This window comes from Neobacillus sp. BF23-41 (assembly GCF_041106275.1).
The window spans coordinates 66810-82899 of sequence record NZ_JBGBPR010000008.1 but is presented as its reverse complement, the minus strand read 5'-3'; the positions used below and the strand labels follow the sequence as shown (position 1 = coordinate 82899).

14 protein-coding genes are annotated in these 16090 nt (G+C 36.7%); all 14 read right to left on the bottom strand.

Annotated features, from left to right (window positions below; all coding sequences use genetic code 11):
- Window positions 1-45 precede the first annotated feature (45 nt).
- Complete coding sequence (locus tag AB7942_RS14115) at window positions 46-1371, bottom strand: sugar ABC transporter substrate-binding protein (RefSeq protein WP_369447336.1); 1326 nt, start codon at window positions 1369-1371, stop codon at window positions 46-48.
- A gap of 110 nt (window positions 1372-1481) precedes the next feature.
- The gene (locus AB7942_RS14110) at window positions 1482-2510 is read right to left on the bottom strand and encodes a LacI family DNA-binding transcriptional regulator (RefSeq protein ID WP_369447335.1); all 1029 of its coding nucleotides are present in this window, start codon (window positions 2508-2510) and stop codon (window positions 1482-1484) included.
- 641 nt (window positions 2511-3151) lie between these two features.
- On the bottom strand, window positions 3152-3604 hold the full coding sequence (locus tag AB7942_RS14105) for a GNAT family N-acetyltransferase (protein ID WP_369447334.1): 453 nt from the start codon (window positions 3602-3604) through the stop codon (window positions 3152-3154).
- 246 nt (window positions 3605-3850) lie between these two features.
- Complete coding sequence (locus tag AB7942_RS14100; RefSeq protein WP_369447333.1) at window positions 3851-4723, bottom strand: aminoglycoside 6-adenylyltransferase; 873 nt, start codon at window positions 4721-4723, stop codon at window positions 3851-3853.
- Between the two features lie 121 nt (window positions 4724-4844).
- Window positions 4845-5819 carry a Gfo/Idh/MocA family protein gene (locus tag AB7942_RS14095; protein WP_369447332.1) on the bottom strand — a complete coding sequence of 325 codons (975 nt, stop codon included), beginning with the start codon at window positions 5817-5819 and terminating at the stop codon, window positions 4845-4847.
- A 79-nt stretch (window positions 5820-5898) separates the two neighbouring features.
- The gene (locus AB7942_RS14090; RefSeq protein ID WP_369447331.1) at window positions 5899-7008 is read right to left on the bottom strand and encodes a Gfo/Idh/MocA family protein; all 1110 of its coding nucleotides are present in this window, start codon (window positions 7006-7008) and stop codon (window positions 5899-5901) included.
- Window positions 7009-7032: 24 nt separating this feature from the next.
- Window positions 7033-7911, bottom strand: a complete 879-nt coding sequence (locus tag AB7942_RS14085) for a sugar phosphate isomerase/epimerase family protein (RefSeq protein WP_088089783.1) — start codon at window positions 7909-7911, stop codon at window positions 7033-7035.
- Between the two features lie 39 nt (window positions 7912-7950).
- Window positions 7951-8784 carry a carbohydrate ABC transporter permease gene (locus AB7942_RS14080; protein ID WP_088089784.1) on the bottom strand — a complete coding sequence of 278 codons (834 nt, stop codon included), beginning with the start codon at window positions 8782-8784 and terminating at the stop codon, window positions 7951-7953.
- 16 nt (window positions 8785-8800) lie between these two features.
- On the bottom strand, window positions 8801-9766 hold the full coding sequence (locus tag AB7942_RS14075; protein ID WP_335438394.1) for a carbohydrate ABC transporter permease: 966 nt from the start codon (window positions 9764-9766) through the stop codon (window positions 8801-8803).
- A gap of 87 nt (window positions 9767-9853) precedes the next feature.
- On the bottom strand, window positions 9854-11152 hold the full coding sequence (locus AB7942_RS14070) for an ABC transporter substrate-binding protein (RefSeq protein ID WP_369447330.1): 1299 nt from the start codon (window positions 11150-11152) through the stop codon (window positions 9854-9856).
- Between the two features lie 287 nt (window positions 11153-11439).
- A complete protein-coding gene (locus AB7942_RS14065) occupies window positions 11440-12591 on the bottom strand; it encodes a GntR family transcriptional regulator (protein ID WP_369447329.1) in 1152 nt (383 codons plus the stop codon).
- Window positions 12592-12809: 218 nt separating this feature from the next.
- On the bottom strand, window positions 12810-13577 hold the full coding sequence (locus tag AB7942_RS14060) for a sugar phosphate isomerase/epimerase family protein (protein ID WP_369447328.1): 768 nt from the start codon (window positions 13575-13577) through the stop codon (window positions 12810-12812).
- Window positions 13578-13657: 80 nt separating this feature from the next.
- The gene (locus tag AB7942_RS14055) at window positions 13658-14674 is read right to left on the bottom strand and encodes a Gfo/Idh/MocA family protein (RefSeq protein WP_369447327.1); all 1017 of its coding nucleotides are present in this window, start codon (window positions 14672-14674) and stop codon (window positions 13658-13660) included.
- 19 nt (window positions 14675-14693) lie between these two features.
- Window positions 14694-15779: a Gfo/Idh/MocA family protein gene (locus AB7942_RS14050; protein WP_369447326.1), complete on the bottom strand. Its 1086-nt coding sequence runs from the start codon at window positions 15777-15779 to the stop codon at window positions 14694-14696.
- Window positions 15780-16090 lie beyond the last annotated feature (311 nt).

Genomic DNA, 16090 nt, shown 5'->3' with positions numbered 1-16090 from the left:
AAAGGGTATGTATTCATCCCCACATACCCTTTCATTTCACTTGTTTTATTTTGCGTTCTTAATGGCTCTTTCGGTGACCTCTTGTGCTTGATCCAATGTCTTTTGTACATCTGCACCATCAAATACGGAGCGAAGCGCTTTACCCCAAGCATCATTGGCTTCTGGGTATGCTTCTAGTTTATAAGGCTGCGCATATTTCAAAGTTTCGATATATGGCTTCAGTAATGGATCCTTGAAAAATTCATCGTTATACTGGTGTGCTTTTACCGGGTGACGTCCCATTTCTTTTGCTAAGCGGATGGAGTATTTGTCTGAGATAAACCATTTCATCAACTCAAAAGAGGCAACTTTGTTTTTGGAACCCTTTGGAACAAATAAGCTTCCTCCACCCAATACGGAACCTTTCGCTGAAGCAGGAATCACCGCAGTGGCTAGGTTTTTATAAGCATCAGGAAACTCGTTTTGAATGCGGGCAATATCCCAAGGACCTGAAATAAACGATGCCGCTCTGCCTGTTCCAAACATCGCAACAGGATGGTCAGATTGACGTTCTTGTGGAGGCGGTACTGGTGATGCTTTATGAACTAACGCTAAATCGGTATATTTTTTCATGGTATCCACAACGATTGGATCATTTAAGTTAGCTTTGGCTTTATCGCCATCAAAGGTTAAAATATTCGAACCTTCTGCGACAACGTTTCCAAAGAATGACCATCCGCTTGCATTTGTGACAAAGCCAAATTGGCCTTTCTTTTTATTCGTCAGTTTCTTAGAGATTTCCGTTAATTCATCAAAGGTCGTTGGCGGTGCCTTAATTCCGTTTTCCTCAAAAGTCTTTTTGTTATATAAATAAATGAGGGTATTGATATCAAGTGGAACACCATATTTAGTACCTTTCCACGTGATATCCTCAATCCCGCCAGGCAGGAACTGATCTTCTTCGCCCCATTCATTCCATAAATCGTCTACAGGCTCTGCTAATCCTTGTGCACCAAAGGCAAAGGCATGATTGTGTGCCATATCAGGTACAGCGCCACTGGAAACGGCCAACTTTACTTTATTCGTCATCTCGCCCCATTCAATCCCAACTGTTTTAACAGAGATATTCGGGTATACGGACTTGAATTCATTAATTGCATCTTGTATTGGCTTTTCATTTGCATAATCGGCAGCAAGCCAAATTTCTAAATCTGTCTTCGGCAACGATGCAACTTTTTCGTTAAAAGCTGGTAAACCTTCTTTAACTAAATCTCGGCTTGGTGGTTTAACGTCAATTTTTTCGTTTGACTTATTTTCGGAACTTCCCGTTTTTGACTGACATCCTGACAAAACAAGGAGCACTGCTAAAATGGCGAATAAAAATTTCTTCATATTAATCCCCCTAATAATTTTACTGCGTAAATCCTTACATATTGTCTGATCTAAGTTGCTTTTCAAACGATTCACAAGTGGTAACTCACCCCCTTGAAAAATAGTTTCCATTAGAATCTACTAGCGGATTGGATGAGATTCTTACAGGAATCTCGTATGACCAGTTCTGCAGGTATCATTTTTTGCCTCGGAGCCAATTGCTCCTTTAACACATTGATCAAGATTTCGGCTGCTTCTTCCCCTAGCTTCTCTGGAAACAATTCGATACTCGTAAGTTTCGGGGTTGTCTCTAATGCTAGTGTTTCATTGTTACTTAATGCCACCAATGAAAGGTCATTGGGTATTTCTATCCCTAGTTCCCTTGCTGCACGGAGCACTCCTAACGCAACACGGTCAGTATCAGCGATGATAGCTGAGTATTTTTTTTCTTTATATGTTTCTAGCAAACTATAAAAACCATAGTCTGAAGCATTTTTATATCTATTCTGGTCATTATAGAACACATTCTCTTCATTAAAAGGTAAACTAAAGTTTTCATATGCCCGCTTTAAGCCTTCTTTTCGATCATCCGCTACCGTCATGCCAAAGGAAGCATTGAGAAAGAGAATGTCTTGATGGCCATTTCCGATTAAAAACTCCCCAACTTCTTTGACAGTTTCAATATTGTTGTTGTCTACAAATTTCGTATCGACATCCTCTTTGTTCGGTCTGCCAATCAGTACATAAGGCAGACTCATTTTCTTATAGTGAACAATTCTCGGGTCTTCATCTTTCGGATTTAATAAAATAATTCCATCTACTGGATCTCTTGAAAAAATCGCTGAATTTTCATTCTCATACACCCGATCCAGAAGAACTCGATATCCACATTCTGTACACTTTTTGACGACGCCATTAATCACTTTTAGATCAAAGCTGCTTAGTTCGGTATCAATCGTTGGCATCTTCAGTCCAATAATCATGTTTTTCTTCATCGCTAGACTTCTAGCAGCATGATTGGGGAAGTAGTTAAGCTCTTTCGCTACACTCAATACCCGTTCCGTTACTTCTGTACTTATTGGCCTTTTTTTACTAAACACACTGGAAACAGTCCCCTTGGAAACCCCAGCTTTTTTTGCCACATCAGCAATAGTTACCATTGTTTTCTCCTTCATACTAGAGATTATTAAACCGGTTTAATAAATCATAAAAAAATAATAATATCTAGAAGAAATATAAGAATCTCTCTAAACACTTTTTTAGATATTTACTGTTTAGACCGTTATTTAATTAAAGCGGTTTAATTATTTTATGTACAAAACCACAATTCACTGTTCTTTCCCACCGGAACCTCTAAAATAATTAGGTACATCTTTGATAAAAGACGACGAAATCATTAAACCGGTTTAATAATTGTTTACGCTTTCATTATATATACATTTCTAAAAGAAAACAATATTCTGAATATATTTTCTTTAATATATCTAGAAATTAGTAAAATTTACTGATACCTTTCTATTAATAATCATGACTTTTGTACGATTTCATGCGTTTAACCGATTGAAATGCGAGCGTTAAAAATGGGGATAAAAGTAAAAAAAAAAAAAAAAAAAAAACAACCAACTAACTTCTTCTGTAGTAACTGTTTGTTTCATGGTTAATCGTTCATGGTTTATCCCACTAGTAAACTCTACTACATGGCTGTATAAAGCTGGGCCTGTATGAAAATGACATATCTCTTAGTGTCATGCATGTGAAATTAGGATTATTAACTAAAAAATTGCCAGTTTGTTAAATAAAGCTAAATCTTTAATAACTTTCTTAGATGGGGCATTGCTAAAAAATATTCATTTTTATAGTGAGAAAAGCTTCCACTACTTAATATTTCAAAACCTGACTTCAGGTAAAGCCCAATGGCCTTATAACTCCATGTCTGTGTATGAAGGAACACATCTTTATCTCCTTCAAGTAATATTAGTTTTTTTAGAGACTCAGAAACCAATGCTTTTCCAAGTCCAGAACCTTGGTATTCTTCTTTCACAGCAAACCAATGTATTGATGGTACCCGTTTGGTTCCAGTCATATTCCACCAACTTGTAATAGTCCCTACTTCCTCTCCCCTTTCATTCTGAACAAAAAGCAAGCGTCTTTTCAGTTCATCCAAAAAAGGTAAATAATTCTCTTGAAAGTATTTCATAGCTTCATCTATACTAGTAAACTCACCAACTGAGGTTTCAATTTCAGCCCATTTCATTTCTTTACCCTCCGAAAACCATACAAATGAGTACCCTTTTGGCAAAGAAAAACAAGAGACTGGAGCGCCTGAACCTCTTTTCATAATCACATTGAAATAAGGGATTGATTTATCTAACAATCTGGTATCACCTCTCGAATTTTTCTTTTCGTTATTCCATATAACCGACCCTTTAGACTAATAAGAAAAAGGCTGTCGTATCACCCTTACTTTATTGAACTAAAGCACTCTGTTAGTTGAAATAGATCAATAGATTTCATTGGCATTTGGTGATAAGCTTTCAATATGCTTTAGATACTCCGTAACACATTTATCTTGTTCATAGGGGTATTCATAATTTAAACTATCTGCAACATCTTTTGCTGTACTACGAAACAAATTAGCCATTGTAAATAATGCTCTCCATACACTTTCATAACTTCCATCGGAAAAGGTAGAAAGAAGTTCCTTCCAACTCTTTTCTGAGAGAAATCTCTCCAAATACTTCTCGCATTTACCTATACTAATTGAAAAGTCCGTTTGAATACCTACCTGCCATTCTAGCATTTTAATTAGCATCGGTCTGACGCATTTATTAAGATGTTCTTGTGCATAAAGAATTTCCTTTCTCCACAAACCCTTTGCTACATATGTGGAGACCCACCAAAATTCATTACAACAATCAGCATAGAATTCAGCAGATGGTCGTTTTACCCAATAGTCCTCATCGGTCGGAGAAGGGATTGCAGGAAGGCAATTATCCTTATCCATTAAAATAATAGTTAACTTATCCTCTATACAATACTTGTCTTTTTCATTTAAGGGAATTAGCGTTAGGTCAATACGATTTCCATCTGTAAACTGCATCAAATAGGAGAACCGCCTTCCCAATGTTGGTGAAAACATTGACATAGTTTCAGGTGTTTGCATAATGATTCGTTCACCAAAAACCTCTATCCAATTGTGGTTTCGTAAAAAGGAATCCATTTCGGTTACGAGATAAACAATATCAAAATCCTGAAACATATCTTTTGGAACATTCGGATTTGTTCGTGAACCATTCATTCCCACAGCACGAATTCGTTCATCTTTTTCTGCTATTTTTAAAATTAATTTTATCATTTCCTGTTCTGTCCGCATTTCTTTCCTCCCCTGATCATTTACATGAATGAATTATTCAAGAAATCATTAAATACCGAAAAAGCACCTACCTAATTAAATTAATATTACTAGGTAGATGCTTTATTTAATTCAATGTCAATCATTTAATAGATGTAATCGTCTTATATCCTGCCGATTTATAAATTCTCTCCGTCAGTTTTACCACTTCTTTTGCGAAATCTCCAGGTACCATTACATTGTGATGACCAAGAATCGCATCGATAAAACTTTTATCCGAATTAGTCGTTTGTTGATGAAGCTCAGGTATGACGGGTTCTTTACCATTCAGACGAAGAACAATCTTACCGTTGTCATAAAAAATCGCTCCATTTTCTCCACAAAAAACATATGTTTCATGCCAGCATGGGGCATTCCCAACAATATTTAGGCCTGCAACAACATTATTTTCAAAACGAATCGATGTAAATGAATCCTGTTCTACTGGAGTATGATGCTGCTCCATTTTTGATTCAACTTCGATCGGTTTTAATCCTGTGGTCCATAAAAGTACGTCTATAATATGACTTCCAGAATCCATAAGCATCCCTCCACCAGATAACGATGGAATTTGCCGCCATGTACCAGTGGTTAAATGTTTCCAATCCTGATATAGAGAAGCTGTTACCGATGTGAGATTTCCGATTATGCCGCTTGAAATTGCATCACGGATATATAGAAAAGCTGGTTCAAAATGTCTTTGGTATGATACTTGTAAAACTCTGTTTGCCTTTTTTGCTAATTCTATAAGATGTTCTGCTTCTTCTAGCGAACAAGCCATTGGTTTTTCAATCAGAACATGACAATTATGGTTAATTGCATCTACCACATGTTTAAAATGAAGGGTATGTGGTGAACAAATAAGCACCGCATCCATTGTAATGTTCTCTAGCATGTCATGATGATTATCAAACTGTGCAATATTTTCAAGGTTAAAACTCTTAATCAATGTATCTCTATTACCAGTATTCGGGTCGGCAACCGCTACAATCCTAGCGTTTTCTAATTCCCTCAACTGTTTAACATGTAAATGAGATATACCACCTGTACCAATTAAACCGAATTTAACACTTTCCATTTATATCCCTTCCCTCAAAAAAGGATGTCTGACATTTGAAACTAACCTAAACTGAATACATGTTGGTAATAATGGTAGTTTACTTATTAGAAACAAGACTAGATTGATCTTCAAAATAAACTGCTTTTCCATTTTTTGCGGATTCATAGATTGCTTCTAAGATTTGAGTAACAACAAATGCTTGTTCTGGCTTTACGACAGGTTCTGTGTCATTGATGATATTATCAATCCATAGGCGGGCTTCAAGATCAGCGTCTGTTTCTGAATTTCCATCGTAAAATGCTACTCCACCTGCACCTAGTTCAACATTCGTCGTATAGAGTTTACCGAAGCTTTCCCCATTAATTCTTAGGCCATCCTTCATATCGGCTCCGCCTTCTGTTCCACTCAGTGAACATTTTGCTTCATCAACATCTAAAGAGTTCAATGCCCAACTCGATTCTAAAACGATTGTTGCACCATTCTCCATTGTGATAAAACCAAATGCAGAATCTTCAACTGTAAACTTTTCAGGATCCCACGGTCCCCAAGCATTAGCTGCATCTTTCTTCTGACTTAATTTATGGTAAGTTGTTCCCATAACAGATTTCGGCTTATAGTTGTTCATCATCCACAATGTTAAATCAAGAGCATGTGTACCAATATCAATTAATGGACCCCCGCCTTGCTTTTCTTCATCAAGAAAAACTCCCCAAGTAGGTACAGCGCGACGACGAATGGCATGTGCTTTCGCATAATAAACCTCCCCAAGATCTCCTCGTTCACATACCTTATGTAAATGTTGGCTATCCGGACGGAAACGATTGTTATACCCAATCGTCAGTTTTTTACCAGAACGTTTAGCAGCCTCCAACATTAGACGTGCTTCCTCTGATGACTTCGCCATTGGTTTTTCACACATTACATGTTTGCCTGAATCAAGGGCTGCTACAGAAATTTCAGCGTGGGAATCATTCGGAGTTAGTACGTGCACCACCTCGATCGACTTATCCAGAAGTAACTCTTGATAATCTTCATAAATTTTTGCATTGGGGGCTCCGTACTCAGCTGCTGCTTTTTCAGCTCTTTCAACAAGCACATCACAAAATGCAACCAATTCAACGTTTTTTAACTTTGCTAAACTTGGCAAATGTTTCCCATTTGCAATACCACCACAACCAATAATTGCTACTTTCACATTTCTAGTCATATTTTTTCCTCCTATACCATTGTATTATTTGAAATAAATTTCAAGATGTTCTTTTGCTTTTATGATCCCTTGACGTTCTGCCTCTAAAGAACCCCAATAGCGATGATCTTCTAGTTCAATGCTGATTGGACCAGTGTATCCAATTTTTTCTAAACGTACTGCAACTTTTCCCCAGTCTACATCGCCTTGTCCAGGAATTGTGTAACGCCATGAACCTTCTGAAAAATCATACCTAGAACCAAAAGTAGCCTGGATGACACCGCATTCATATAACTCATCATGTAAAATTTCAGTATCTTTCCCATGACAGTAATTGATTCTTTCTCCAAATTCACTCAAAACTCTTAAATGGTCGATACCTAGTCTAACTAAATGGGATGGATCATAATTAATCCCAAAATGTTTAGAAGGAATAACATTGAACATGGCTCTAAGCATTTCAGGTGTACAGCCTAACGTTGGATAATATGGTGCTGGTCCAGGCCATCCTTCTAATGCAATATAGATGTTCTGTTGTTCAGCATGCTTTACAATACTAGGAAACGTCTCTTTCCAAATCTCAAATGCATTCTGGCGTGGCATTGTAATATCATCTGGAACAAGACACATGAACATCACTTTACCACCAAGCTGAGAGACTTCGGTCATCTGATTATTAAGAGCCTCCACGGCCTCTGATCGACTATTTTCATTCACACTTAATAGTTTTGTTTGACCAACCGCACCCACACCATCTATGGAGCCGACTTCAAGTCCTTCCTTATCCAAAGCTATTTTAACTTCTTGGTTATAATATGGTACGTCTATTACGTCTAACCCAATACTAGAAGCCCAGCTTGCAACAGACTCTATTCCCCCTGCACCAATTTTTGGTGATATTCTCATACCTATTTTTTTATTCAAATTAAAAACCTCCTACTATTTTAGTTCATTACTAGAAATCTATTTAATCCCAGTAAATGTAATACCTCGAATAAATGTTTTTTGTAAAAAGAAGAAAAGGATAATAACAGGAAGGGTCATCATTGTTGAAACAGCCATCATGAGTCCCCATTCTGAGCCCTTTTGGCTTTGGAACTGCTGCAACCCTAGTGAAAGTGTATACTGTATTGAATCTGTTAAATAAAGTAATGGACCTAAAAAGTCTGTCCAGCTTGCCATAAACTGAAACAGGCCAACTGCTAAAACTGCAGGTTTTGCCAGCGGCAGCATAATCTGCCAATAAATTCTAAATTCTCCAGCCCCATCAATCTTTGCAGCTTCTCTTAAACTATCAGGTAATCCCATGAAAAATTGTCTTAATAGGAAGATGTAAAAAGGAACACCGAAAAATGCAGGAATGACTAATGGAAGTGGTGTTCCAACCATGCCTAATTTTTCAAACAATAAAAATAACGGGATCATTGTCACTTGACCTGGAATCATCATAACTCCAATCGTAATGATAAAAAGAATATTTCTACCAGGCCACTTGAGTTTAGCGAAGCTATAAGCAACAAGCGGGCATGAAACAACTGCCCCAACAGTACTTAAAATTGTAATGATCACTGTATTTTTTAAATAAGTGAAAAAAGGTATGTAGGACATAGCATCGATGTAATTGCTCCACTTAACTGGCTTTGGAATCCATTCTGGTGGAAATGTAAACACTTGTGTCAATGGCTTTAATGATGTGGATACCATCCAGATAAATGGAATCATAAAGATAAATGATGCGACAATTAGGACGATATGTGCTGAATAACGGGAAAATTTCTTTTTGATTGTTCCATCCATTGTTTCTACCTCCTTATTATTCTTGATAATGGACCCAACGTTTAGATGTAAGAAATACGATTGCAGTTAATGCCATAATAATCACAAATAAAATCCAAGCAATTGCAGAGGCATAACCCATTTTAAAGAATTTAAAACCATTATCGTATAAATACATAACATAAAAAGTTAACGAATTTGCAGGTGTCCCCTGTCCTTGTGTTAACGTATATGGTAAAGTGAATTGCTGGAAAGCACCGATAATCCCCATTACAAGATTAAAAAAGATAACTGGTGTTAATAGAGGAAGAGTAATATGAAATGTTTTTTGAAACCAATTTGCTCCATCCACTTCTGCAGCGTCATAATAGTCTTCAGAGATATCACCAAGACCTGCCAGATAAATAACGACAGCCTGACCGATTCCCCATAATGACATCATAATGAGAGATGGTTTGGACCATGTTTCACTTCCGAGCCACGCTGGTCCATCAATTCCAATTGTATTTAGAAAGCCGTTTACAAGACCGAACCCAGGATTTAGCAGCCACATCCACAAAACGGCAAGTGCCACATGTGGAACAAGTGTTGGTAAGAAAAAAATCGTTCTATAAACAGCCATACCTTTCACTTTCATGTTTAACATCATTGCAAGTGCAACACCAAAGATGATACTTAAAGGTACATAGTAGACTGCAAAGTAAACCGTGTTATACACAGATTTCCAGAATAAAGTATCGTTCATTAATTCCGCATAATTTTTTAATCCGATAAATTCTCCTGGCTGAAGGATACTGTATGTTGTAAAGCTAAAATAAATGGAAGAGAATAATGGGATTGCATAAAAAACGATTAATCCGATAATCCATGGAGATGCAAATAAGAGTCCGTATTTGTATTTCCCCCAATTAGATACTTTCTTTTTGGGAACAATATTTAATTGATTGTCAGTCGGTGTTTTTGGAGACTTGATTCGTTCAACCAGTTGCGCATTACCTTTCACTTTAATCCTCCCCTTCCTTATAATTTAAGAGCAAGCGCCTTGATAAAAATAGAGGGAGGAGGAAAACAAAACCTCCTCCCTTTTTCGTCATTTTAGCTCTTTATTCACTTTGTCAGTGACCTTATCTAACAATTCTTTCGGTGTTCCATTTCCTCGTGTCGCATTTTCAACAGCACTTGCTAGTTCGTTCCAATACAATGACCCTTGTGTCATAACTGGTCTATGATGAGAAACAGGTAAAATATTGACAAATTCCTTTAAGATCGGATCATTTTTATATCCTAGTTCTTCATTTACAGAATCGATTACTGAGAAGTCTCGAGCAATTCCACTAAAGATTTTTTGCCCTTCTGCACCACTAAAGAACTCCATAAATTTCCATGCAGCTTCTTTATTTTTCGCACCCTTAGGCATAACAGTAGACCAACCACCTGACCATGTTGTATGATTCTCTCCAGTAGGAGTTGGCATTGGGAAAACACCATATTTCAAATCTGGTTTGAATTTTTTAATGGCAGAAACTTCCCATGGTCCACTTACTTTCATACTTAACTGTCCAGTTAAGAAAGGATCCATTGCACCTTCACCTTGAGAATCAGTGAATCCAGCGATGTCCTCGACGTTATACTTCTTTGCAAAATCTGCCATCCATTGTAGCGCCTCGATGTTCTTTGGATCATTTGCTGTCGCTGTTTTTGTTTCTGGATTATAGAAATCTCCTCCAAATGCCCAGCCCCAGCCGTAAAACCAACCCTGACCAAACCAAGGAATAAAGCCAATTCTCTTGAATTTTTTCCCATCTTTGATCGTTAATTTTTTAGATGCAGCTTCTAATTCTGCAATTGTTTTTGGTGGATTTTCTGGATCCAAGCCTGCTTCTTTGAACTGGTCTATATTGAAGTAAACAAGACGTGAATCAGTTGTTGTTGGCATTCCGTATAATTTTCCTTCGTAACTTGCTTCATCCCATGCAAACGGATAATATGTTTCTTTTTTAACTCCACTTCCTTCAGCTAAATCTGTCAAATCCTCTAATGAACCTTGTGCTGCCCAAGAGCCAATTTCAAATCGGTCAAAGTAAGCAACATCTGGTGGATTTCCTCCCGAAACTGCAGTTAGTAGTTTTTCATTTTTTCCTTCACCTTGATTTGCAGTGTAAACAGCCTTTATTTTGATGTCGGGATTCTTTTTCTCAAAGGCCTTTACGACAGCATCAACTGCTTCCCCAGTAACATCTGTCATAGGATGCCAAAATGTAACGGTTGTTTGATCTCCATTTGCTTTTTCTGAAGTACTCGATTTTGATGAGCATCCAGTGAGAAACATAGATAATGTTAAAACGAAAACAAATGCTAGTAATCCAATCCTTTTATTGTTTTGCTTCATCTTAATCCCCCTACTTTTTTTATAGAATGCTGTTTAATAAAAAGACTCCTTTCCCTTAACTGTTATGTAAATTCATCGATGTACCAAAAATAAAGCGTTTTCATTGTTGGATAAAAAAAAATAAACATTAGAGCTAATATATCATTATTGATAACATCTATTGATTGTTATCTTCAAATGATATATCAATAGATTACTAACATATATTATATATGTCAATATGATTTTTGAATTTTCGGAATAAAAAAAAAAAAAAAAAAAACAACCCAATACAGAGGGATGTTTCATCATGTTTTTAATTTATTTTTGACTTTTGTCGATTTTCCCTCGACAAACGTGAAATCTATCATTGTTTGCTCTAGGAATTTCTCGCCTTTTAAGCGCTTCATTAATAATTGAACTGCCTTGCTTCCCATCTCATGCTCGTGTTGACGGATATGTGTAAAGGTGGCTTGATCTAAATGATTCTCTGGATAATCAAAACATACAAGCGAATAATCTTCAGGAACTTTTTTACCTAGATCATTTATTACCTTATTCAATAAGAGAGCCAAAGTATATTCACAAACAATAAAGGCCGTAATATCATGATTTTCATGAATAAAACGTTTAATAGTTTGATAATCGGTATTCATTAAATCGCTTGATTTATCACTATAGAATTTTTGCGGGAGGCTACAATTAAGATTAGTTAATAGGAAGTCCGGGTTTAATTTGATTCCCTGTTTTGAATATGCTTGGTTAAACCCTCGAACTCTTTCCTCGATCGTTGAAGTACCATTTGGAGAAGGGGATAAAAAGGCGACATCCTTATGACCTAAAGAAAACAAATAATTAGTTAACATTTCACTTGCTGATCGATTATCTGTACAAACTGAGCTTGCTGGAATACCTTTTAAGTAACGATCTATTAAAACTAAAGGGAAATCAGTTAAAACTAACTTTATCAATTCAACATTGTAGTGTTCCCCATGTACAGGAAAAATAATGAGACCGTCTACTCCATTGTTTACAAGATTTTTTATTGCGTTCTCTTCTTCCTTGATCTGACCACCTGTACGCCTGATAATCAAGTTGCAATTATTTTGTAAACACTTTTCCTCAATTGTTTTAACGATATTTAATCCAAAGGCATCATCAAAGTCAGGTATTATTAATCCCACCAATTTACTATCTGTGAAATTTAGCCTAGAGGAATGAGTTGACATTTCCATTTTCTCTGATTGAAGCTCCGCTACGAAAGAACCTTTCCCCCTTATCCGCTCAATAATTTTGTTTTGCGCAAGTAAGTCTAACGCCTTTTTTGACGTAATTCTACTTACATTAAATTCTTCAGCCAAGTCTTTTTCAGATGGAACTCGATCGCCTTGCTTTAGAAGACCTTGTTGGATCTGATTAATGATCGAGACATATATTTTTTCGTATAATGGAGTATTCATTATTTTTTTCACCTTTTTAGTATATTTGTTATATTAATAATACATTATATAACATCTTTATACCTATTAATACAAGAAATTACCTTATGCGCACTAGTTATAAAGTTCTATACATTAAAAAAGCCCGTAATTTCTTTATTTAGAAACACGAGCTTACAAACCGTAATTTTATATACTCATTTTAATTGCTGATACATTGACTTGGAGTAGATGTCACTTTACACTCCGCTCTTATTTATTATTTCATTTAGTTTCTTTACATTAATAGCCAGACTTTCATATGGATCACGATCAAACTCTTCTTGCTCAACTGTAAACCACTCTATATTAAATTGAGTTCCTGTTTTAATCAATGTTTCAAAATCCAATTGACCATTGCCAATTTCCGTTCCCATCTTATTACCATTTACAATCTTCAAATCTTTCATATGCAATGACACAACACGGTCTTTATATTTTTCAATGATGACAAAAGGATCCTGGTTAGCAAAGGCTGCCCAATAGCAATCAAGTTCAATTTTTACGTGTTCTGGATTAGTATTTTCAAAAAGTAGATCAAATCCTGTTTTTTCTCCAAATCTTTCAAACTCAAAATCATGGTTGTGATAACCAAACTGAAAGCCAGAGCTTTTGCACGTTTCACCAATATGATTCAATGTTTCAGCCGCCTTCATATAATCATCTTCTGACAATCTCATTTCTATTGGAAGAGCCGGACATATAAGTAAATTGTTATCAAGTGTGTGATGATAGTTAATCGTTTTTAATAATTCCTCACCTAAGAGTTGATTGATTCCCACATGCGCACCAGCGGTTTTCATTCCATTTGCGTCCATTAACTGTTTCACTTCTTGAGCAGGTGTTTGAAAAAAACCTGCAAATTGAATGGCTCCATATCCAAGGTCAGCGACTTTTTGGACCGTTCCCAAAAAGTCCTTTTCGGCATCTTTCCATACTGAAAACAATTGCAGGCCAATAATACTCAAAAATATCCCTCCTAAATTTCTTTGAATAAGAGCGGCTTTATTTAACATCACCGCTCCAATTTTATGGGGTTGATTTCGAATTAAACTTCTACACTCTCAGCAGTTAATTCAGCTATTTCAATTCTGCGGCCTTGTTCATTTGATAAACTAGCAGCTTGATTTATGATTGTTAAGTTAAGAAAATCATTTTCATCAAGGGTTGGTTTAGCATTTACAAGAATATCAGATACCCATTGATTAAGCGGCATTGATAATGCCTCAGGTAATTGCTCAGGAACATTCCAACCTTCTCCTAATTGTTTGCTTTTCAAGCGAATATTTTGATCCTCAATTAGCAAAGTCCCCTCTGTTCCATATAACTCAAGTTGAAAAGGAGAGCCATTCGATAGAAAACCAGTTTCAAGTGTCCCAAGAACACCTGATTCATATTCAACAATGACAACTGCATTATCATCTACGTCATATCCTAACGTTTTTTGTAATCTTGCTGTCACAGCCTTTGCAGATCCCGCTAAACGATTGGTTAAATAAATCGGGTGTGCGCCGAGATCAATTAAGGCACCGCCGCCACACTCCTCTTTATTAAAAAAGTGATTTGGCAGCCACCCATTTGGATTTCCTTCAAAAGGCACAGCACCATTATGTGCAAGTCGACAACGAATAGAAGTAAGTTTTCCAAGCAATCCTTTATCAAGTACATCTTGAGCATACAAATAATAATTTTCCGTTAGTCGAGGTAAAGAGACCATTAACTTAACTTCGTTTTCCTTTATAACAGTAAAAATTTCTTCACAATCCCGAACTGTAAACGCTAACACTTTTTCTGTGAAAATATGTTTTTTATGTTTAGCAGCAAGTGTAATAATTTCCTTATGAAGATTTGTAGGAGTATCTACAATTACAGCATCTATTTCGGGATCCTCTAACACCTTTATTAAATCTTTTTCAAAAGGGACTCCAAGTTCTTTGGCCCACTTATTTCCGCGTTCAGCAATTTCATCCCAAACTACTTTAATCGTTATGTTTTCATTGTTCTTCGCTTGACGAGCATAATCATCCGCATGTACATGCCATTTACTTAACAAGGCGACGTTCATCAAAGAATAACCTCCTTTATTATATTTTCGGAATTTCGATATCGACTTCTCGTCCTAATTCAGATGAGCGGAAAACACCGTCAATAATCGCTTGATTGATTAAAATTTGTTCTCCTGGAATCGGAGCAGGATTTCCTTGTTTTATTGCAACAATAAAATCACGTACCTTTTCATAGAAAATATTAATTTGATGTGCTTTTACTGGAATGGTACTGTCAATGTGATGCCCGAGAACATCGTGGAACATTGTAATGGAACCGATTCCTCCATCCCAGACCCCACTCCACGGCCCGCTTCCAGAAGGTGTTATTTTCAAACCAGCATCTGTTCCAAGAAAGATCGTTGGACCGAGTGAGTCCATATGCATCGCCCATGATATTTTGAAGTTAAGGACTTTTCCACCTTCCAAACGAACTAATGCTACACCAAAATCTTCCACCTCAAACTTATCTGCTTCTCGATGATATTTCGGATTTGTTCCAAAATAGTTCGACGTGTATGCCGAAACAGTCAGTGGTTTCGGGTAACCAAGCGTGTTAAGCGCCAAATCAAGCGAGTAGCAGCCGATATCTGCCATTGCCCCTGCCCCTGACAAGCTTTTGTTGATAAACGTACCGCCCGGCATCCCTCTTCTTCTTCCGCCGCCGGTTTGAACATAATACACATCACCTAACTGACCTGATTGAACAATTTCCTTAACGGCTTGCATGTTGGGATCATACCTCGGTTGAAAACCAACGGACAGGATTTTATCTGTTTTCTTGGCCGCTTGAACCATTTCAACCGCTTGTTCAAGTGTTACTGCCATTGGCTTCTCCACAAGGACGTGCTTATCTGCAAAAAGTGAGTCAATACTTGTACGGTGATGTGCGACATTTGGTGTACATATGCTAACCCCGTCTATATCCAGTTCTAAAAGATGTTGATGATTGACAAATGCTTTTGCATTTTGAATATTTAAGTTTTGAATGAATTGCTCCGCCTTACCGGGAATGACATCAGCAACCGCGACGATTTCCACCTCCGGCATTTGTAAATAAGCTCGTGCATGGGCAGCTGCAATTCCACCACTGCCAATAATTCCTACTTTAATCGTTTCTAACAATTTTTAGCCTCCATTTCTTTTATTTAAGAGGTTATTTCTTTAACAGTTGCTAAAGCATCACAATTGTTTCATTAAATTTCCAGGATAAATAGTTTGTGATATCAATCAAAAAAGAGGTATGTCCACCAACATGCTCCCCTCAAATACACCATTCGCATAAACTTTTGTGATATAAACTACTACATCATGAAAACCTTCAGTTTATAAATAAAACGCTTTCAAAAAATACGAATTACATTGTTATAATAACTTAGTTCCCCCTTATCAAATTAAGTTAAACAAATATATCAGGTAAACAAATGATATATTTA

Coding starts and splice junctions, on each gene's coding strand:
- AB7942_RS14115 (WP_369447336.1), bottom strand. CDS start 1,371: ATGAAGAAATTTTTATTCGCCATTTTAGCAGTGCTCCTTGTTTTGTCA.
- AB7942_RS14110 (WP_369447335.1), bottom strand. CDS start 2,510: ATGGTAACTATTGCTGATGTGGCAAAAAAAGCTGGGGTTTCCAAGGGG.
- AB7942_RS14105 (WP_369447334.1), bottom strand. CDS start 3,604: ATGAAATGGGCTGAAATTGAAACCTCAGTTGGTGAGTTTACTAGTATA.
- AB7942_RS14100 (WP_369447333.1), bottom strand. CDS start 4,723: ATGCGGACAGAACAGGAAATGATAAAATTAATTTTAAAAATAGCAGAA.
- AB7942_RS14095 (WP_369447332.1), bottom strand. CDS start 5,819: ATGGAAAGTGTTAAATTCGGTTTAATTGGTACAGGTGGTATATCTCAT.
- AB7942_RS14090 (WP_369447331.1), bottom strand. CDS start 7,008: ATGACTAGAAATGTGAAAGTAGCAATTATTGGTTGTGGTGGTATTGCA.
- AB7942_RS14080 (WP_088089784.1), bottom strand. CDS start 8,784: ATGGATGGAACAATCAAAAAGAAATTTTCCCGTTATTCAGCACATATC.
- AB7942_RS14070 (WP_369447330.1), bottom strand. CDS start 11,152: ATGAAGCAAAACAATAAAAGGATTGGATTACTAGCATTTGTTTTCGTT.
- AB7942_RS14065 (WP_369447329.1), bottom strand. CDS start 12,591: ATGAATACTCCATTATACGAAAAAATATATGTCTCGATCATTAATCAG.
- AB7942_RS14055 (WP_369447327.1), bottom strand. CDS start 14,674: ATGAACGTCGCCTTGTTAAGTAAATGGCATGTACATGCGGATGATTAT.